Origin of the sequence: Nocardia sp. NPDC050413 (assembly GCF_040655475.1) — a bacterium.
GTDB classification, from domain to species: Bacteria; Actinomycetota; Actinomycetes; order Mycobacteriales; family Mycobacteriaceae; genus Nocardia; species Nocardia coubleae.
In genome coordinates this window covers 1,208,961-1,228,427 of the sequence record NZ_JBFAJZ010000001.1, presented here as the reverse complement: position 1 = coordinate 1,228,427, position 19,467 = coordinate 1,208,961, and the positions used below count along the sequence as shown (strand labels likewise).

Sequence of the window (19,467 nt, the reverse complement as noted above, 5' to 3'; positions counted from 1 at the left end):
GTTACGAGACCTGTCCGGCCATCGCCCGCGCCCGGCGCGTCAACTCCACTGTCGCGGCTCGCAACTGACCGATCTCGGTGAGCGGTTCGGCATAGCCGACGCGGGTGCGGGCCACTCCGCGCGGTGTCTCGACCCGCAGTTCGAGACCGTAGCGGTCGGCCCGTTCGCAGCTCGCGGCCGTGGCATCGGGGAAGCCGCCGAGCTGGGTGGCCATGGCGAGCAGGGCGTCGGCGTGGTCGGCGTTGAGGTGGGCGATGCCGGGTGCCGCCTGCGGCATGATCGGGTCCGGTTGCGCGGCCAGGTACTGCGCGGCGGTCGCGGAATCCATCCGGCCGTAGCCGCCGACCCAGCGCACCCGTTCGACTCGCAGCACCCACAGCGTGAAATCGTTGTAGTCGATGTAGTACTTGGCCGCGGGCACCGCGGCCAGGTGCGCGGCGCGGGCAGCCTCGGCCTCGGCGCCGGTCGGCCGCTCCACCACACCGGCCAGCGTGATGCGCGTGCCCGCCAGGGGGTCGGCCGGCATGTCCGGCGTCACGATCGCGATGCTGGCGCGCGGATCGGCGGCCAGATTGCGTCCGTGCTCGGCCAGGTGCGACACGCTCAGCACGGGGGCTCCGTCGAGCAGCCCGTAGGTGATGAACGACGCCCACGGCGCGCCGTCGGCGGTCAGGCTGGCCAGGGTGCCCGTATTGGACGCGGCCGCAATCGTTCTGGCCTCCTCGGCGGCGGACGGTCGCGCGTCGTTGGCCAGGGGAGCGGTGGGCAGCGGAATGGCCGGTGCGTCGCCGGGATCGCCGTGGTCGAGAGTCATGACCCCAGCGTATCGAGCTGGACCGGATGGTGGGGCGTCCCCGACAACCATCCGTGCAGTGCGGTGTAGACGGCGTCGTGATTGAGCAAGCTGAAATGGTTGGCACCCGGTACGTGCAACCCGTTGCCGCTGTCGAAACCGATGCGCCTGCTCCGCCCGACCCCGGAACCGCTGCCGCGCAACACCATCCCGTCGCCGATCACCTTCCCGAGCGGATGCTTCGGGCTGTGGGTGACGGTCGCGGTGACGAAGTAGTGATCGGCACCGGCCAGCAGCGGTACCTCGCGCACCGCCTCGGCCCGCAGCGCGTCGACGTCGCGGTCGCGCCAGTCCTCGTCGACGAGGGAACCCTGGCGCAGATCGCGGATGCCCGCACTTCGCCTGCGCAGCAGGGTGCTCAGCGGGCGGGTCTCGGGCAACCGGTCGAGCACCGCGGCGGCGTAGTGCACGAACTGTTCGAGCGGGGCGCCCAGATGCGGCGAGCCGAGGCACACCACCTGTCGCACCGAACGCGCCCAGACTGCGTCACTCTGCTCGGCCCGATGGCAGGCGCTGCGCGCGACGAGCCCGCCCATGGAGTGCCCGATCAGGCAGATCTCGTGGACCGGGAGCGGCCACTGCTCGACCAGCCGGGTCAGCAGGGCGTCGAGTTGCGCGGCGTTCTCGGAGATGTGCAGGCCGGTGTTGTAGCGCACGAATACCGGGATGTAGCCGAGGTCGTCCTCGAGGCGTTCGCCGTAGGTCGGCCTGCCGCCGAGGCGCCAGGCGTGTTCGGTCTCGACCAGCCCGTGCAGCAGGACGACGAGCTTCGTGGTCGGCACGGGGACGTGCGCGGCCAGCTGTTCGGCCGGGACCGGGGCGCCGTCCACACGAATGGTCATGGGGGAGGCCAGGATCGGTGCGTCGTCCTCGAGCGCGTCACCGATCAGTCCCTGGACGGCCGCGAGGAAGCCCGCGCCCCAGACGGTGCGCGAGGGTGCGGGCAAGCCGGGCACCTGCACCGCGCTCGCCATCTCGCCGACCACGTAGCCGGTGCCGCCGACGACCGCGTACACGCTCTCGGTGATGGCGTCGTGCACGACCTTCACCGGATCCGCGGCCGACCCGACACCCGCGCGCACGGCGGTGAACACCCGATCGCTGATGGCGCGGTGGATGGCCGCGATCCCGTCGACCGCACCGACGAACTCGTCGCCCGCCAGGCGGGCGAGCGCCTGGACTTCGGCCTGGGACTGGGGGAGTTGCTCGGTCACGCTTTTGAGAGTACAACTGTGCACTGAAACGCGGCGGATTCGGGCAGGCTTCGGGAGATCTGACCGGACTCACCGGTCGGATCCCGTGTTCCAGCACAAGGCATTAGATCAGCGCGATATGCGCATCTATATATGTAATCTTCGCTGGGGCACCGAGGAAAAGAACGGGCAAGGACGGCGGGGTGAGGGGTTCCGCCGTCCTTGCGCGGTCAGCCCTGCTGGGTGATCGCGTACCAGAGCGCGCCCATCGTGCCGAGCACGAACAGCGGTGAGATGACCCAGGTCTCCACCCGGTTGCCGGTGCGGTCGATCAGCGGCACCCGGGTGCGCAGCGGGAATGGCCACAGCAGCCGGCAGCCGCGCTCGGTGAGGCAGTCGCCGAGCAGGTGCGCGAGGCAACCGAGGCCGACGCAGATCGGCAACCAGGCGGGCCGGTCGACGATCCAGTGGTCGACCGCGAACGTGCCCGCGCTGGCCAGCACGATCACCGTGCCGTACGTGCGCACACTCTTGCCCGGCGGGCACAGGTGCAACGACCGCACCGCCAGCGCGAGCAGGAAGAACACCAGACTCAAGGTGAACGGCCTGCCGAGCCAGTGCTCACCGGCCCAGGTGGCGCCCACCGCGCCCGCGACGAACAACAGCGAATGCGTGCCGTGTCGATGCCCGCCCGACACCCAGGAGATGAAGCGGCACAGGTGATGTGACACCGGCCCGAGCACGTGCGAGATGGTCCCGCTCGGGTGATCCGCGTCCGGCAGCAGGGCCGCGCCCGCGGTGAGGAAGGTACCCATGATCAGCTCGGCGACGCCGAATCGTGTTGTCTCGCTGTCGAACAGGGGGAAGGCGGCGACGGTGAGCGGCAGCGCCGCGGCGGTCCCCGCCCAGGCCAGCGCCCCGCTGGTCGCGTGTGAATGTCCTAGCACCCCGCAACGTTAGAGGACGTAAGGACCTGCTCGCATATGCCCAGGAGCGAACCGGCAACGCCGACAGGCGATCTGACAATTCCGGCATTTCGCGCAATACTGTGCGCCGACACCGGTATCGAATTCCGGTCCTGAGTACGGGGGAAGAATGCTTCACCGCCGCCTGTTCGCCGTGATCGCCATTGCTACCGCGCTCGCCACGAGCGCCTGCCTGGACGACACGAAGTCCGCACCGACCGGTAAGGGGTCGACCTCGACCTCGAGCACCGTCGCCGCCCCGCTGCAGAACCGCCGGGCCGACAACGGCGCCGTCGTCCAGCAGAACGGCCTCAACGGGTCGGGCGAGCTGAAGATCGTCAACGGCAATTCGTCCGACTGTGCGATCGTCGTCACCAGCAGCGACCCGAAGTCGCCACAGGCGACGATCTACGTGCAGGGCAACTCCAACGCCACGCTGAGCGGCATCGCCGGCTCCTACTACGTCTACATGAAGTACGGAACCGACTGGGACCAGGCCGCACTCGGCTTCACCCGGGACCAGGAGTTCTCGAAGTTCGACGACGTGTTCGACGCCGACACCGAGTGGGAGATCACCCTGCAGCCCTCGATCGGCGGCAACGCCTCCACGAGCGACGTCCCCTCGTTCTGATCGAGCCCATCGCACAGCTCGCGTGATTGTGAACTGTGCCATGGTGCGCCCGGTGGACGGGCTCGTCGGCTACCCTGCCGGGAGTCCGTCCCCCGAACGAAGGTGATCCATAGTGACTTCCGTGGCCGAAGCCCCCGATATCGCGTCGAAGGTAGGGCACTACTACCGGGTGGACGACGTCTACGAGGTCGGCCGTGAGAAGGTGCGCGAATACGCCCGCGCGGTGCAGGATTTCCATCCCGCGCACTGGGAGGACGAGGCGGCCGCCGCGCTCGGGTACCAGGGTCTGGTCGCCCCGTTGACGTTCGTCTCCATTCCCGCGATGGCGGCCAACCGGCACCTGTTCGAATCGGTGGTCGTCGGCTACGACATGTTCGTGCAGACCGAGCAGGTCTTCGAGCAGCACAAGCCGATCGTCGCCGGTGACCGCCTGACCGTTGACGTGGAGCTGTCCTCGGTGCGCCGCATCGCGGGCAAGGACCTCATCACCGTCACCAACACCTTCGCCGACGAATCCGGCGAGACCGTGCACATCATGCACACCACGGTTGTCGGCATCACCGGTGACGACGGGGTGGATCCCGAGATCACGCGTGCGGTGGAGAACGTGATGGTGCACGGGGTGAAGGTCTTCAGCCAGGACAAGGACGCCGCCGCGTCCGACGTCGAGACCCCGCGCCGCCCCGAGGGCGACATCCACTTGTCCGCCGCCGGGGCCGCCCGGGTGCCGAGCACCACGCTCGCCTTCGAGGACCTCAGCGTCGGCGACGAACTGCCGCTGCGCGACGCGCGCCTGTCGCGCGGTGATCTGGTGAACTACGCCGGTGTGTCCGGCGACAGCAACCCGATCCACTGGGACGAGCGCATCGCCCAGCTGGCGGGGCTGCCCGACATCATCGCCCACGGCATGGTGACCATGGGCCTCGGTGCCGGCTTCCTGTCCGCCTGGTCGGGCGATCCGGGCGCGGTGACCCGCTACGGTGTCCGCCTGTCGAACTACACGATCGTCGGCCGCGAGGGTGGGCAGGTCGAGTACACCGGTCGAGTGAAGTCTCTGGATCCGGTCACCCGCACCGCGGTGATCGCGGTCGTCGCCAAGTCGGCCGGTCGCAAGATCTTCGGTCTGGCCACCGCCGACTTGCGTTTCCGCTGACCGTCTCGCCGCGGTGACTTCACCGCGGCGCCACGGCCACCTCGGATCCGGTTGCGCTGCCTGCCTTCTCGACCCCGCCGACACGCACCCAGGTGTTGTTCACCGCCGACGTGCCCGAGAGCGGGTCGGTGCGGGCCGGGTCGTGCAGCAGGTTGACATTGGCGCCCGGCAGCGCGGCGGCCACCTGCCAGCCGACGCCGGGTTCGCGGTGGCCGTATCCGTGTGGCACGGCCACCACACCGGCGCGGATGTCGGTGCTGATCTCCACCGGAACCTCGATCGCGCCGACCGGGGACTCGACGGTGGCCTGGTCGCCGTCGGCGAGGCCGCGGGCGGCGGCGTCGTCGGGGTGCATCAGCACCGTGCAGCGGTCGCGGCCCTTGACCATCGACTCGATGTTGTGCAGCCAGGAGTTGTTGCTGCGCAGGTGCCGTCGGCCGATCAGCTGGAGGTCGTAATCGGGTGTGGGGGAGTCTGTTTCGTCGAGGACCGTGCGGACCGCCGCGAGGAAATCGGCGGGCGCCAGCTGGACCGCCCGGTCGGGGGTGCCGATCAGTTCGGGTAGGCGCGGGCGCAACGGGCCGAGGTCGATGCCGCTCGGTGTGTCGCGAATCTTGCCGAGCGTCAAACCTTTCCGGCCGCGCCGCAAGACCCCGTACGGGCCTGCCGCCACCGCGGCCGCGGTCAGGCGCAGGGGGCTGAGCTGTTCGAAGACCGCGTTGAGGACCCGGCCGGTGAACCGGCGGGCGGGCAGTGGGGTCACCTCGGTGACGAGGCGGGCCAGGATCTGCCAGTCGTCCTTGCCGTCGGCGGGTGGGTCGAACACCTTCGCGTCGTAGCGGGCGTTGTTGCGCACGCTGAAGATGGGGAACAGCAGGTTCAGCTCCTCGCGTTCCAGCGCGGAGACGGGCGGCAGGATGAAGTCGGCGTGCCGGGTGGTCTCGGTGATGTACATGTCGACGGCGACGAAGAAGTCGAGGGCGGCGAGGGCTTCGTCCAGCTTGCCCGCCTGCGGTGTCGAGAGCACCGGGTTGCCCGCGTAGGTGATCATCGCCCGGATCCGGTCGTGGCCCGGCTCGAGGATGTCGTGCGCGAGGGCGGCGACGGGCAATTCGCTGCGGAAGGACCGGTAGGCGCCGGTGCGGTCGGTCCACGCGCCATGGCCCACTCGCAGGTACTTGGCGTACCGCGCGCCGTCGACGACGGGCGTGGCGAACATCTGGCCGCCGGGCCGGTCGAGGTTGCCGGTGACGGCATTGATCGTGTTCACCAGCCAGTGGGTCAGGGTGCCGGTGACCTGCTGACACACACCGATGCGCGCGTACAGCACCGCCGAGGGCGCGGCCGCGTGGTCGCGGGCGAGTGTGCGGATGGTGTCGGCGTCGACTCCGGCCGGACCGGCCATCCGCTCCGGCGTGGTGTCGGCGACCAAGGCGCTGAGTTCGTCCAGACCCACGCACTGCCCGCGCACCCGGCGTTCGTCGCACAACCCCTCGGCGAGCAGCACGTGCAGCATGCCGAGCAGCAGATAGACGTCGCCGCCGGGCCGCACGGCGATGTGTTCGTCGGCCAGACGGGCGGTTTCGGTACGGCGCGGGTCGATCACGACCACTGTGCCACCCCGTTTGCGGACGTCCTTGATGCGTTGTTTGGCGCCGGGCATGGTGGTGATCGAGCCGTTCGACACCGCCGGATTGGCCCCGAGGACCACCAGCCGGTGCGTGCGATCGATATCGGCCACCGGCATCAGCACATTCGAGCCGAACATCCGCCAGGCGGTGAATTCCTGCGGGAACTGGTCGATCGAGGACGCGGTGAAGAAGTTCCGGGTGAACAGGGCTGCCCGCAGCAACCCGCCGTAGAGCACCGACGAGCTGTGCGCTGCCGGGTTACCCATGTACATGGCGATCGCGCTCGGGCCGTGCGTGGCGCGCACGGCCCGCAGTCTGCTGCCGATCTCGCGGAACGCCTCGTCCCAGCTCACCGGGACGAATCCGGTGGCGGTGCGCCGCATCGGGGTGCGCAGTCGGTCGGGGTCGTGATGCAGGCCGCCCATGGCGGTGGCCTTCGGACAGATGTAGCCCCGGGAGAGTACGTCGTCGGGATTGCCTTCGATCCGGGTGACGCGGTCCTCCCGCACCGTCACCAGAATTCCGCAGTGTGCCTCGCACAGTGTGCATTGCCGCGCGATCGTCTTGCTGTCCACAGCTTTTCCCGCCTTCCGCAGAACCGCCTGGTCCCACGCTAACCGGTTCGGGCGGTCCGCAGATCCGACTACGGGCGGATATCTCGGAGAGCGCGTGGCGCTCAGCAAGGCATAGGGAGACGAGACGTTGCGTCTTGACAGCGGGGCCGACTGTTGGCATGGTGTAACTCGTGAGACGAGACGGAACGTCTCGTCTGGATAGGAGAGTGACATGACCACCGCCGTATCTCCCCGCACCTGGTTCATCACCGGCGCCAGTCGTGGTCTCGGCCGCGCCTTCGCCGAGGCCGCGCTCGCCGTGGGGGACCGGGTGGTCGCCGCCGCCCGCACCCGCACCGCACTCGACGAACTCGCTGCCGCCCACCCGGGCCGGGTACTGCCCCTGACCCTCGACGTCACCGACCGGGCCGCCGTGATCGGTGCCGTCGAGGAAGCCGTCGCGCACTTCGGCCGCCTCGACATCGTGGTGAACAACGCGGGCACCCTGTCGATGGGCATGATCGAGGAATTCACCGAGGACGAGGCCCGCGCCCAGTTCGAGGTGAACTTCTTCGGCGCCCTGTGGGTGAGCCAGGCCGTGCTCCCGCATCTGCGTGCGCAGCGCTCGGGCCACATCGTCCAGGTCTCGAGCATCGGGGGTCTGGCCGGATTCCCGCTGTCGGGGATGTACGCCGCGAGCAAGTTCGCGCTCGAGGGCATGAGTGAGGCGCTCGCGCTCGAGGCGGCCGATTTCGGTGTGCGGGTAAGCATTCTGCAGCCCGGTGGCTACTGGACCGAGCTCTACACCGCGATGCACAACACCGAACCGATCGAGGCCTACGCCGCGCTGCGCGCCCAGCTGCAGGCCCAGTGGGCGGAGGGTTCCATCGACAGCGAACCGGCGCTGGCCGCCGAGGCGCTGCTGGAACTGGTCGGCTCGGACAACCCGCCGCGGCGCCTGCTGCTCGGAAACATGGTGTACGACTTGGCCTTCGACCTCACCCGCGCCAAGCTCGACACCTGGGCGGCGTGGGAGACGACCAGCCGGGCCGCCGAACGAGCGGTCGCCGCACCGGGCGGTCACTGAAACCGGCGACGCCCACCAGCGGTGCTGGTGGGCCTCGCCTGCGAGCTAGGTGGTGACCGGCGTGCGGGTGGCGCGGTCGATGAGGTACTCCACCAGGTGGGTGAGCACCGCCTTGGCCGACGGACGGTCGCGGGCATCACACAGGATCACCGGGGTGTTCGGGTCCAGATCCAGCGCGTCGCGGACCTCGTCCACGGTGTAGCGGGGAGCACCGTCGAAGCAGTTCACCGCGATCAGGAACGGCAGCCCACGACGTTCGAAGAAGTCCACGGCGGCGAAGGAATTGCTCAGCCTGCGGGTATCGGCGAGCACGATCGCGCCGAGGGCACCGCGGCACAGCTCGTCCCACAGGAACCAGAAGCGGTCCTGGCCGGGCGTGCCGAACAGGTACAGCACCAGGTCGCGGTCGATGGTGATGCGGCCGAAGTCGAGCGCGACCGTGGTCGTCGACTTCTGCTCCACCCCCGACAGATCGTCGACACCGGTGCTCACCTCGGTGATGAGCTCCTCGGTGCGCAGCGGGGCGATCTCGCTGATCGAGGAGACCATCGTGGTCTTGCCGACGCCGAAGCCGCCGGCGATGAGGATCTTGACCGAGGCGGCGAGGTGCCTGCTCATGGTCGGGTCAAAGTTTTCGGATGCCATCCAGAACCGCTCGCAATACGTTGAGGTCGCCGGCGCCTGCCTCGGCCGCTACCGGAGCCCGGAAAATGAGGTGGCCGTCGCCGATGAGATCACCGACGAGGATCTTGGTCACCGCAAGAGGAAGTTTCAGCACGGCCGACACCTCGGCCACCGACTGCGGACGTTTGCACAGCTGTGCGATCGTGCCGTACTCGGGTTCGGGCCTGCGCAGGGTCGGCGCGGGATGCACCGCGACAACCACTGTCAGCATGTCCAGGTCGTGCGCCGCACCCATGGTGCGGCCGCGGGTCACCGCGTACGGCCGGACCAGGGGTCCGGCCGCGTCGTCGAACCACGGATCGCCGAGTCGAGTCATGGTGCCGCGTCCTATATTTCGGCCAGCCCATGCCGCGGTTCCGCCGACAGGAAGCTGCCGACCCGCTGCACGGTGAGGTTCATCTCGTAGGCGACCATCCCGAGATTGGCCGACTCGGTGGCCTGCAACGCCAGGCAGGCGTTGTCACCGGCGGAGGTCACGAACAGGACGGCCCGATCGAGTTCGATCACGGCCTGGCGTACGCCGCCGCCGTCGAACCGGTTGCCCGCGCTGCGCGCCAGCCCGTAGAGCGTGGACGACATCGCCGCGAAATGCTCGGCGTCCTCCCGCTTCATCTGGGTGGAGCGCCCGAGCAGCAGCCCGTCGGTGGACAGCACGACCGCGTAGCGGACCCCTGCCAGCCGGTCGACGAGATCGTCGAGCAGCCAGTTGAGATCACCTGGTTGGGGAGAGTTCACCTCAGCCTTCCTGTTCGTCCTGGTGAGAGTTCGACAGGGGCTTGCGGCCCTGTCGAGTGCCGATCTCGATCGCGGACATCAGGTCGCGGGCCTGCTCGGCGGAGCGGGGACGCGGCGCGGGTGCGGTCGTTTCGGCGGTGGTCGGTTCCTCGGCGAGTTCGGGTCGCAGATTCGTCTGCCGCTGACGGCGGGGCAGCAGGGGCCTGCCGTCGGGGCCGGTCTCGGGCTGCGGCGGGGCTTCGACCTCGACGACGCGGGTGTCCACGATCGGGTCGGCGGGGCGCGGTGCGGGCGGTTCGGCGACGAGGGTGGCCACCGGTGCCTGCTCGAGCGCGGCGGCGGGCGCCTGCTCGTGCGGGCGGGGCAGCCCACGGCGCAGCGGACCGGTGGTCGCGGGCGAGCTCGGCATCGCCGCGGTCCCGGCGAGCAGGTTCTGCGGGATGAGCACGATGGCGCGGATGCCGCCGTAGTCGGATTCGCTGAGCCGCACCGAAACACCGTGCGCGGTGGACAGTCTCGCGACCACGAACAAGCCGAGGCGCGAATCCGAGGACAGCGTGCCCACGCCGAAGTCCGGCGGATCGGCGAGCATGTCGTTGTAGCGGACCAGATCCTCGGGACTCATGCCCATGCCCTGGTCGGTGATCTCGACGACCACACCCTTGCCGACGATGTTGCCGCCCGCCTCGACCCGCGACTGCGGCGGGGAGAAGGCGGTGGCGTTGTCGACGAGTTCGGCGAGCAGGTGCACGAGGTCGGCGACCACGGTGCCGACGACATCGACCTCGGGCAGCTTGGTGACCCGCACCCGCGCGTAGTCGAGGGTTTCACCGATGGCACTGCGCACGATGTCCATCAGCGGAATCGGGTTGCGCCACTGGCGACCCGGGCGGCCACCGCCGAGGATGATGAGGTTCTCGGCGTTGCGGCGTTCGCGGGTGGCCAGGTGGTCGAGCCGGAACAGGGTCTCGAGCAGCGCCGGATCCTCTTGGCTGCGTTCGGCTTCGTCGAGGATCTCGAGCTGACGATGCACCACGATCTGGCTGCGGTGGGCGATATTGAGGAACACCGCGCGCACACCCTCACGGGTGCGTGCCTCGTCGACGGCCGCGCGCAACGCTGCCGCGGCGGCGTGCTCGAAGGCGTCGGCGACCTGACCGATCTCGTCGCGACCGAAGTCGAGCTTCGGGGCGATGTCGGCGGGATCGACCTGTCCGCCCTCGCGCAGGGTGCGCATGGTGGCGGGCAGCTGTTCGTCGGCCAGGGCGAGGGTTTCGGTGCGCAGCCTGCGCAGGCGGCGGATGATCCGGTTGGCCAGGATCACCGCGACCAGGAACGCCAGCAGGCTGACCACGACGACGCCGCCGCCTGCCATCGCCGCGTTCACCTCGGCGCGCTGCGCGGTCTTCTCGGCCAGCTTCTGGATGTGGCTGTTGTGGGCACCGTAGGCCTCGATCATGGCCCGGTTGACTTCGCCTGCGGCGGTGTGCCATTCGGGGATCGACATGGGCAGGGCGGCGACGGCCTGCGTCCGGCTCGACGAGCCGGTCGGCTGCTGCGGCGCGGCGAAACGGCTTACGATCGCCGACTCCATCGCGGCGAGCTGGGCGAAGTGCGGCGAGGACATCATCGCGGCGATCGGGGCGCGCTCGTCCTCGTCGAGCTCGGTGACGATGCCTGCCAATTCGGTGTGGTAGTAACCGATCTGGTTGATGAGCTCCTCGATCGGGATGCCCGTCGGGCCGTCGGCGGTGACCAGCGACAGGGAGATCGCGTTGCTGCGCGACATCGCCTCGGCCGCGTGCAGCAGACGCACACCCTCGGCCACACCGGAGGCCACCTCCGCATCGGGGGCGGCGCGCTCGGCCACCTTGGTGCCCTGGGTGAGCACGTCGAGCAGCCGGCTGTAGAAGGTGTAGGCGTCGTTGGCGGGCAGCATCCGCGCGTCGGCGCCCTGGCGCACACCGGTCAGATGCGTCTTGAGAGTGTTGAATCCGCCCTTGTCGTCACCGATTTCGGAATCGTCGACCGCGCGGATATCGGTGGAGATATCGATCAGGCCCTGCACGGCCGCGTCGAGGCGTGTCCTGGCCGGGCCGAGGGCGTCGGCGGCGGTGTCGTCACCGGCCAGGTAGGCCAGGGTGAGCTGACGTTCCGACTGCACCGCTTCGATCAGCGCGCGGGTATAGGGGACGGCCGCCTGCATCTCCGTCGCCCAGGTCTTGGCCTTGTTGCTCTCCTCGACCAGGTAGCCCGCCGTGCCGACGCCGACCACCACCAGGGTCAGACTGGGGATGAGAGCGATCGCCAGAATCCGGGTGCGAACACCGAGTCTCGCTAAGAACATCGCCATAACGTAACGGAATTGTTGCAGTGTTGCCGCACGGGTCTCGCTGAGCGAGACGCGATTTGGCATCCGGGGCGACCTCGAGCTCGCCCCGCCGGCTGAGCCGCGATGGCCCAGTCGGCGGGGGCTCGCCGTGCCCTGGCGTACCCGTACGGGTCGGCCAGGTCAGGTCTTCTCCCGCGCCTACAGCGTGCGGTCGGCGCCGGTGCGCGGTGGCGGTGCGGCCGCGAGCGCCGCGTTCTCCGCCGCGGTCAACTGCCGCGCGCGCAGGACGAATCGCAGGCCGTGCGAGGCTTCCAGGGACTGCTCGGAGGCGGGTCCACGGGTCACATCGATGGTGAGGTGGGTGTCTTTCCAGCACTCGAATTGCTCAGGGCTGATCCAGAATTCGGTGTGCCAGCTCAGCCTGCCGAGCAGGATGTCGCTCTTCTCGATCGGGAACTGCCTGGTGGGTAAGCACATCGGCGCGGAGTCGTCCCCGCAGCAGTCGCCCGCCTGCCGGAACAGCACCGGGCCGTTGTCCTCGATGACGCGGCGCAGCAGGTCCTGGGCGCGTTCGGTGATATCCACGCGGTGGATCGTGTTCTGCATCAGAACATCCCTGGTGTCGTCGTCGAATGGCGCACCAGCAGGTTCTTGGACCGCTGGTAGCGCCCCAGCATCATGGCGGTGTTCTCACCCGCGGCGTGCGCGGGGTAGGGGTGGTAGCAGTTGGCCCACACCCGGCGGGTGCCGACCGCGCCCGCGAACCGGTGCGCGGTGCCCAGATCTCGGGTCCACACGCCCGCACCGAGGCGGTGGGAGGTGTCGTCGGTGACCCGCACCGCTTCGTCGAGCGTGTCGAAGCGGGTTACCCCGAGCACCGGGCCGAAGATCTCCTCCTGGAAGATCCGCATCGAGTTGTCGCCTTCGAAGACGGTGGGTTCGATGTAGTACCCACCCGGCAGGCCGTCGACCTTGCGTGCTTCCCCTCCAGTCAGCACGCGGGCGCCTTCGGCTCTGCCGATATCGAAGTAGGACAGGATCCTTTCGTACTGGTCGTTGCCGGCCTGCGCGCCGATCATCGTCTCGGTGTCGAGGGGATGACCGGACACGACGGCCTCGGTGCGGGCGATGCAGCGGGCGAGGAACTCGTCGTAGATCGACGAGTGGATCAGCGCACGTGACGGGCACGTGCCGACCTCACCCTGGTTCAGGACGAACATCACGAATCCCTCGACGGCGCTGTCGAGGAACGTGTCGTCGGCGGCGAGGACATCGGCGGTGAACACGTTGGCGCACTTGCCACCCAGCCGCAGTGACACCGGGACGATGTTCTCGGCGGCGTGCCGCAGGATCAGCCGCGCGGTCGCGGTATCACCGGTGAAGGTGAGCTTGTCCAGGTGCGGGCTGCGTGCCAGCGGAACGCCCGCCTCCGCCCCGAATCCGTTGACCACGTTGAGCACACCGTCGGGCAGCAGGTCGGCGATCAGCTCCACGACGAGCAGCAGCGAGGCCGGTGTCTGCTCGGCCGGTTTGAGTACCACGCAGTTGCCTGCCGCGAGGGCGGGCGCGAGTTCCCATGCGGCGGTGAGGATCGGGTAGTTCCACGGGAGGATGTGCCCGACGACGCCGAGCGGACCGGACAGGTGGTAGGCGACGGTCTCGCTGTCGACCGTGGAGATCGTCCCCTCCTGTCCGCGCAGCACGCCGGCGAAATACCGGAAGTGGTCGACGGCGAGGGGCAGATCGGTGTGCAGGGTCTCGCGGACGGGTTTGCCGTTGTCCCAGGTCTCGGCCACCGCGAGCGGTTCGATGCTGTTCTCGATGCGGTCGGCGATGGCCAGCAGGATGCCCGCGCGGTCGGCCGGGGAGGTGGCGGCCCAGCCGGGAGCGGCGCGGCGGGCGGCGGTGAGCGCCAGGTCGATGTCGGCGGCGCCGGAACGGGCAACGGCGCAGAACGCCTCGCCGTCGACCGGGGAGGTGTTGTCGAAATAGCGGCCTTCGACGGGGGCGACCCATTCGCCTCCGATGAAGTTGTCGTATCGGGCGGCATAGCTGACTATGCCGGTATCCGATCCGGGCTTGCCGTAGATCATGCGTCTCGCTCCTCGCGACCTCGTGCGTGGTGGAACACACTATGGTCGGCGAAGGTTGGTACGAGGTTGGTCGTACCGTTCGCGCTGGTCAGCCCTGGCGCGCGGTGTACAGACGTGCGGTGACGACAGCCCGGCGGACGTCGTCGCGCGGCAGCAGCCGCAGGGCGTGTTCGTGCACGGCGACATCGCCGGGGCAGCGCTGCCCGAAGGCCACCGCGTGCTCGGGGCGATCGCTGGCCAGCACCGCGTCGCGCAGGCCGACATCCAGATGGTCGCGCCACTGGTGCACGCCGGGCAGGTCCGAGCCGGGTAGCAGCGGTCCGCGATACAGCCACAGCGCCGAGGTGAGGTCGCCGCCCTCGATGGCCGCGAGCAGTTCGACCGCGTCGCACGACACCGCACCGGTGAGCATGTACCGGCGGTTGGTGATCTCGCCTCTGGTCGCCCGGCGCAGATGGGAGACATCGGCTTTGAGCGTGTTCAGCGATACCGCGCGGTCGCCGTAGACGGCGGCGTGCAGCTGTTCGGGGGTGTACCCGTCGGGTTCGAGGGCGAGCAGTGCGAGGATCTCGAGCTGGCGCGGCGGCAGCGGGACGGGTCGGCCGTCACGTAGAAGCCTTGCCGCGCCGAGACATTCGAGACGGACACCGGGAACGGGAGTCGGTGCCTCGGCGCGCAGCATCGTCTCGACGGCCGTGACGAGGGCGCGCACCGAGGTCATCACCATCGGGTGCGAGCGTTCCCAGGTGGAGGACAGGTCGAGGACACCGACGGTGCGGCCGTCGGGTCCGTGGATGGGCGCCGAATAGCAGACCCACCCGTGCAGGGCGGCCACCAGGTGTTCGGCGGAGAACACGGTGCAGGCGCGGTCGTCGTGCAGGGCGAGCGAGAGGCCGTTGGTGCCCATATGGCTTTCGTCCCACACCCCGCCGGGCGCGAAGTTCACCTGCTCACCCTGGCGGCGCAGGGTGCGGTCGCCCGCGGTCCACAGGATGGTGCCCGATTCGTCACTGACGACGGCGAGGTAGCCGGAATCCTCGGCGATACCACGCAATTGGCCCGCGAGTTCGGTGACCGGCCTGCGCAGCGGTGACTCCCGCCAGCGGCCGCTGATGTCGTCGAGCCCGGGGGCGACGGTCTGGGCGGGATCGACGGTGTGCAGGGAACGCTGCCAGGACCTGGCCACTTCTCGGCGCACGGGGCCGGTGTCGCGAGGCAGTTGGAGCGGGCGCGACGGGGCGGCGAGGCGGTTCCATTGCTTCTCGATCGCGCCGCGGTAGTCCGCGAGCCCGTCGGGCCTGGGCGATCCGGGAATCGGATCGTCGGATGCGCCCACGTTCACTCCTGCTCGTCGGTGGCTGTTCCTGTCTATCAGGTGTGCCACCGGCGTGGGCCGGGATTGCCTGCGGACTACCGGGTCACCGGGGTGTGCCCTGTCGCGTCGGCTTGACGCGCGGTCGGCTATTTGTTCAGGAACAGGCCCGCGATATCGGCGTTCTTGATGGGGGTGTCGATATTGCGCTGGCCCGCGCACAGCAGATCGACCTGCACGATCATCGCGTCGACCACGGTGCCTGCCGGTTCGTTGTCGTTGCCCGTCTGCTCTTTGATCGCCTTGGTGATGGTGATCCGCTTGGTGTCCGGCTCCTGGTTGATGTAATCGCGGCAGGGGGTGTCGCCGCCCTGGTTGAGCAGGCGCTCGACATCGGAGCAGCCGGTCACCAGTGCCGCCAGCACCGCGAGTCCGACCGCGACGGCGCCGCTGCGGGTGGCGTGCATGGTTCCTCCTGAAAGGTCGCGCCCGGGACGACTCGCCGGGATCCGCTTCAGAGTAAGCGGTCAGCTGCGGTGGATTCGCAACGGCACGAGCAGTTCGTCGGCGGTCAACGACCCGTGATGGCCTGGCATCTGCGATTGCAGGGGTTCGGCGCCGCTGCGGATCACCCCGCTCGTCCCGGTGGCGACCACCACGAGATCACCGATCCGCGCCGCCACCTCCGGATCCACGCGCGGGCCGAACCATCCGGCCTCGATGACCTGGGCCTTGGTGCGCACCACGAACTCGTCACCGAGCGTGCCCGTCCAGGTGTCGGCGACCGACTCGGTGGCGCCCGCTTCGGTGTAGACGTGGCGGGCGCGCGGTTCGCCGCCGAGCGCGCGCACACCCTCGGACAGGTGCGGGTGGGTGTCGAAGTCGATGCGGTGCACCAGCGGCACCATGCCGTGATCGGCGGTGACGATCAACGCCGAGCGCGGTGGCAGGTTGCCTGCCAGCTCGGCCGCGATCCGGTCGACATTGGCCAGTTCGAACCGCCACGCCCTGGTCTGCGGACCGCGCGCGTGCCCGGTGGTGTCGAGATCCGAATGATAGGTGTAGACAAGGGTTTTCGGTGACGAGCCGAGCGCGGAGAGCACACCGTCGACCAGATCGCCCACCGAGAAGGCCGTCCGGAATCCGCCACCGCGCCAGCCGGCTCGGGTGAGACCCGAGCCGTCCTGGTAGCTCGGAGCCACCTGCACGGCCGCGATGCCCGCGGCGGTCGCGCGTTCGAAGGTGGTGCGGTGCGGCTGGATTCGCTCCGGTGGGAACTCGGCGAGAGCGTCGACCTTCGGCCCGTCGCCGGTGAGCTGCCAGCGCAGACCGTTGAACAGGCGGTCCTGCCCGGGCAGCTGGAAGGTGTAACCGACGGTGCCGTGTTCGCCCGGCGGCAGGCCGGTGCCGAGGGTGGTGAGGCTGGTCGCCGTCGTACTCGGGAACCCGGCATCGAGGGTGGCCGCGGGCAACCCCGAAAGGAACGGCGCCGCAGCGCTTTCGGCGTCCAGAGCGGTGGCACCAAGCCCGTCGACGAGCAGCACGCACACGTGGTCGACATCCAGCTCGAGACCGAGGCGGTCGTGCTCGCCGGGCACGCCGAGACAGGCCAGGATCGAGGGGAGCAGGTCGGCCAGTGACGCGTGGCCGTAACGCGGGAGGAGAAGTTCGTTCACGCCTGTCCGGTCTCGAAGCGGCTGATGAGGCCGTTGCGCACATCGAATCGCCAGGTGGTGCGCATGGAACCCCACCGGCTGTTGGTGTAGTCGGCGGTGAACTCGAGTCCGTCGGCTTCCACCGTGTCGATCTCCAGATGCCCGTTGGCGCTGAAGATCTCGGCCTCGGTCCACTGCGCGAGATTGCGTTCCACGCCGTCGTCGGACATGGTGGCGTCTTCGGCGAGCACGCCGTAGAAGCGGTCGGTGTCCTGGGCGTTGAGCGCGTCGACGAACGCCTCGACCGCGGGATCGAGTTTCACAGTCTCAGCCATCGGGCCTCCTGCTCGTGTTCGGGCGCACTGGGTAGAACAGCCTTACCCACTCTAGGGCCGCTCGCACACCCCGCACCGCAAAATTTTCAGGTGCGTGTGGCGACGAGCGCGGTGAAGGCGCGCATGATCTCGTCGACGAGGTCGGGCGCGTTGGTTCCCAGCTGTTCACTGCGCTTTTCGAGGTGGCCGTCGAGCCACAGCGAGGCCAGTCCGTGGCCGAGACTCCACCACGCCACGGCCAGCGTGTCGGCCTGGTTCGCGGGAAGCTGCCCGGCGGCGACACATTCGGAGACGGTGTCGGCGAGCACGCCGAAGGCGGTGTCACCGGCGTGCGCGGCGTCGGGATGCTTGTCCGGTTGGGACAATTCGGGCCGGAACATCAGCCGGAACAGGGCCGGGTTCTCGCGGGAGAACCGGACATAGGTGGCGGCGAGTTCGGTGAGCGCGGCCAGCGGGCTGCTCGCCTGCGCCCGCGTGGCGATCAATTCCTCGGCAAGGCGCTGGAAACCGTCGACCGACAGCGCCGACAGCAGCGCGGCGCGGTCGGCGAAGTGGTGGTACGGCGCGCCGCTGCTCACCCCGGCCTCGCGCGCGACCCGGCGCAGGCTCACCGCCGCGAGCCCCTCGCTCTCGATCAGGCGCAGGCAGGCCGCCATCAGGGTGGCTCGCAGGTCGCCGTGGTGGTAACTGGTGCGCTTCACCCCTCCGAGCCTAGGCGACGCGCCCGGGAAAATAGGCACTGGACAGCAGATCTATGCAGTGCTTAGATTATCTGAGCACCGCTCAGATGGGTGGGCTCCTCCGAGGGAACGGAAGAACACCATGACCGCAAGGGTTCTCGTCACCGGCGCCACCGGCTTCGTCGCCGGACACTGCATCGCCGAACTGCTCGAGCACGGATACGCCGTGCGCGGCACCGTGCGCGATCTCGGCGCCACCGCCAAGCGCGCCCACCTCACCGAGCTGGCCCGCCGCACCGGCGCCGACCTGGAATTCGCCGCCGCGACGCTCGACGACGATGCCGGGTGGGCCGAGGCGGTGGCCGGCTGCGACACCGTGCTGCACGTCGCCTCCCCGTTCCCCGACAGTCCGCCGGAGAACGAGCGCGACCTCATCGAACCCGCCGTGCAGGGCACACTTCGGGTGCTGCGCGCGGCGGCCGCGGCCGGGGTGCGGCGGGTCGTGCTCACTTCCTCGGTGGCGGCGGTCGCCTACGGCCACGGCAACGACGACGTGCGCACCGAGAACGACTGGTCGGTCGTCGACCGGATTCCCGCCTACCAGAAGAGCAAGACCCTCGCCGAACGCGCCGCCTGGGACTACGTCGAATCCCTCGGCGACACCAGCGATCTCGAACTGGTGGTGCTGAACCCGGGCATGATCCTCGGGCCACTGCTCGAACCACGAACCAGCACCTCGCACGCACCGATCCAGCGCCTGCTGGCACGCGACGTGCCCGGCTCGGTGCGCACCGGCTGGTCCCCGGTCGACGTGCGCGACCTCGCCGTCGCCCACCGCCTTGCCATGGAAGTCCCTGCGGCAGCGGGCAACCGGTACATCTGCGGGGGTGAGCCGCTGTGGATGGCGGAGCTGGCCGGTCTGCTCGCCCGCGACTTCGGCCCCCAGGGCTTCCGCGTACCGACACGGGTACTGCCCAACGCCCTGGTCCGCCTCGTCGCCCTCTTCGACAAGACCGTCCGCCTCACCGTGCCGGTCCTCGGCCGCGCCGAACGGGTGAGTTCGGAGAAGGCTCGCCGCGAACTCGGCTGGACCATGCGCCCGGTGGAGCAGACGGTCCGCGACACCGCCGACAGCCTGATCGCCTTCGGCGTCGTCACCGCGCCCGGCAAGCGTCGATCAGCACAAGCCGTTCCGGCCGGAACACGTTGAGCGGGAAGGGAAGACGATGCTCATCACCGCTCTGATCCTGACCGTCGTCGGAGCGCTCCGACGGACTCGGCGTCGCCGCGCGGGTGGCGAAGAAGGCGCGGGATCTGCGTCGCGGCGCGTGGACACCGCGTCTGTATTCGGGGGGCGGCTGCGGCCTGTAGCGCTCGGCGTGGTCGCGGTGTGCCGCCGGGCGCGACGCGGGCAGGCGTCGGCCGCACTGAGTATCGGTGCGGCGGTGCGCGCCGTGGCGACGGGCGCGGGTGCCTGGCTCAACCGTCTCGGCGGGCGTATGCGGCGACAGGGTCGGGCACTGTCGACTTCGGCGGCGGTCTTTGCCTTGGCCATCACGGGAACCCAATTGGCC

Annotated in this window: 19 protein-coding genes; 4 read left to right on the top strand and 15 right to left on the bottom strand. The window is 69.3% G+C overall.

What is annotated here, in order from left to right; genetic code table 11:
• Position 1: 1 nt before the first annotated feature.
• From AB0I19_RS05860 to AB0I19_RS05850, 3 genes are all read right to left on the bottom strand, one after another.
• A complete protein-coding gene (locus AB0I19_RS05860) occupies positions 2–814 on the bottom strand; it encodes a DUF2470 domain-containing protein (protein ID WP_357144976.1) in 813 nt (270 codons plus the stop codon).
• Positions 811–2,067 carry an alpha/beta hydrolase gene (locus tag AB0I19_RS05855; protein ID WP_357144973.1) on the bottom strand — a complete coding sequence of 419 codons (1,257 nt, stop codon included), beginning with the start codon at positions 2,065–2,067 and terminating at the stop codon, positions 811–813. Before AB0I19_RS05855 ends, AB0I19_RS05860 begins: the two co-directional genes overlap by 4 nt.
• 209 nt (positions 2,068–2,276) lie before the next feature.
• Positions 2,277–2,993 (bottom strand): metal-dependent hydrolase, encoded by a 717-nt coding sequence (locus AB0I19_RS05850; RefSeq protein ID WP_067492224.1) that lies wholly within the window; start codon positions 2,991–2,993, stop codon positions 2,277–2,279.
• Between the two features lie 148 nt (positions 2,994–3,141).
• On the opposite strand from AB0I19_RS05850, the gene AB0I19_RS05845 reads away from it, so the two are divergent.
• Together AB0I19_RS05845 and AB0I19_RS05840 are read left to right on the top strand one after the other, a co-directional pair.
• The gene (locus tag AB0I19_RS05845; RefSeq protein ID WP_357144970.1) at positions 3,142–3,642 is read left to right on the top strand and encodes a hypothetical protein; all 501 of its coding nucleotides are present in this window, start codon (positions 3,142–3,144) and stop codon (positions 3,640–3,642) included.
• Positions 3,643–3,754: 112 nt separating this feature from the next.
• On the top strand, positions 3,755–4,795 hold the full coding sequence (locus tag AB0I19_RS05840) for a fused (3R)-hydroxyacyl-ACP dehydratase subunits HadA/HadB (protein WP_067635484.1): 1,041 nt from the start codon (positions 3,755–3,757) through the stop codon (positions 4,793–4,795).
• 19 nt (positions 4,796–4,814) lie between these two features.
• On the opposite strand, the gene AB0I19_RS05835 is transcribed toward AB0I19_RS05840, so the two are convergent.
• On the bottom strand, positions 4,815–7,001 hold the full coding sequence (locus AB0I19_RS05835; protein WP_357144967.1) for a molybdopterin oxidoreductase family protein: 2,187 nt from the start codon (positions 6,999–7,001) through the stop codon (positions 4,815–4,817).
• Positions 7,002–7,212: 211 nt separating this feature from the next.
• Between AB0I19_RS05835 and AB0I19_RS05830 the strand changes: the two genes are divergently transcribed.
• Positions 7,213–8,067, top strand: a complete 855-nt coding sequence (locus tag AB0I19_RS05830; RefSeq protein WP_357144964.1) for an SDR family NAD(P)-dependent oxidoreductase — start codon at positions 7,213–7,215, stop codon at positions 8,065–8,067.
• Between the two features lie 45 nt (positions 8,068–8,112).
• On the opposite strand, the gene AB0I19_RS05825 is transcribed toward AB0I19_RS05830, so the two are convergent.
• The 11 genes from AB0I19_RS05825 to AB0I19_RS05775 form a co-directional block, all read right to left on the bottom strand.
• Positions 8,113–8,712: an ATP/GTP-binding protein gene (locus tag AB0I19_RS05825; protein ID WP_067492229.1), complete on the bottom strand. Its 600-nt coding sequence runs from the start codon at positions 8,710–8,712 to the stop codon at positions 8,113–8,115.
• The gene (locus AB0I19_RS05820; protein WP_067492230.1) at positions 8,693–9,067 is read right to left on the bottom strand and encodes a DUF742 domain-containing protein; all 375 of its coding nucleotides are present in this window, start codon (positions 9,065–9,067) and stop codon (positions 8,693–8,695) included. Before AB0I19_RS05820 ends, AB0I19_RS05825 begins: the two co-directional genes overlap by 20 nt.
• A gap of 11 nt (positions 9,068–9,078) precedes the next feature.
• A complete protein-coding gene (locus AB0I19_RS05815; RefSeq protein ID WP_067492231.1) occupies positions 9,079–9,486 on the bottom strand; it encodes a roadblock/LC7 domain-containing protein in 408 nt (135 codons plus the stop codon).
• A 1-nt stretch (position 9,487) separates the two neighbouring features.
• Positions 9,488–11,833, bottom strand: a complete 2,346-nt coding sequence (locus AB0I19_RS05810; RefSeq protein WP_357144961.1) for a nitrate- and nitrite sensing domain-containing protein — start codon at positions 11,831–11,833, stop codon at positions 9,488–9,490.
• 183 nt (positions 11,834–12,016) lie between these two features.
• Complete coding sequence (locus tag AB0I19_RS05805; protein ID WP_067635477.1) at positions 12,017–12,424, bottom strand: DUF779 domain-containing protein; 408 nt, start codon at positions 12,422–12,424, stop codon at positions 12,017–12,019.
• Positions 12,424–13,911 (bottom strand): aldehyde dehydrogenase family protein, encoded by a 1,488-nt coding sequence (locus AB0I19_RS05800; RefSeq protein WP_357144958.1) that lies wholly within the window; start codon positions 13,909–13,911, stop codon positions 12,424–12,426. Before AB0I19_RS05800 ends, AB0I19_RS05805 begins: the two co-directional genes overlap by 1 nt.
• An 88-nt stretch (positions 13,912–13,999) precedes the next feature.
• Positions 14,000–15,247 (bottom strand): transcriptional regulator, encoded by a 1,248-nt coding sequence (locus AB0I19_RS05795; protein ID WP_357144955.1) that lies wholly within the window; start codon positions 15,245–15,247, stop codon positions 14,000–14,002.
• Positions 15,248–15,372: 125 nt separating this feature from the next.
• Complete coding sequence (locus AB0I19_RS05790; RefSeq protein ID WP_067492235.1) at positions 15,373–15,690, bottom strand: hypothetical protein; 318 nt, start codon at positions 15,688–15,690, stop codon at positions 15,373–15,375.
• 60 nt (positions 15,691–15,750) lie between these two features.
• Entirely contained in the window at positions 15,751–16,899 is a 1,149-nt protein-coding gene (locus AB0I19_RS05785; RefSeq protein WP_357144952.1) for an alkaline phosphatase family protein, read from the bottom strand.
• Entirely contained in the window at positions 16,896–17,213 is a 318-nt protein-coding gene (locus tag AB0I19_RS05780) for a nuclear transport factor 2 family protein (protein WP_067492236.1), read from the bottom strand. The genes AB0I19_RS05785 and AB0I19_RS05780 overlap by 4 nt, the downstream gene beginning before the upstream one ends.
• Before the next feature lie 86 nt (positions 17,214–17,299).
• Entirely contained in the window at positions 17,300–17,914 is a 615-nt protein-coding gene (locus tag AB0I19_RS05775) for a TetR/AcrR family transcriptional regulator (protein WP_357144948.1), read from the bottom strand.
• A 121-nt stretch (positions 17,915–18,035) separates the two neighbouring features.
• Between AB0I19_RS05775 and AB0I19_RS05770 the strand changes: the two genes are divergently transcribed.
• On the top strand, positions 18,036–19,103 hold the full coding sequence (locus tag AB0I19_RS05770) for an NAD-dependent epimerase/dehydratase family protein (protein WP_357144945.1): 1,068 nt from the start codon (positions 18,036–18,038) through the stop codon (positions 19,101–19,103).
• Positions 19,104–19,467 lie beyond the last annotated feature (364 nt).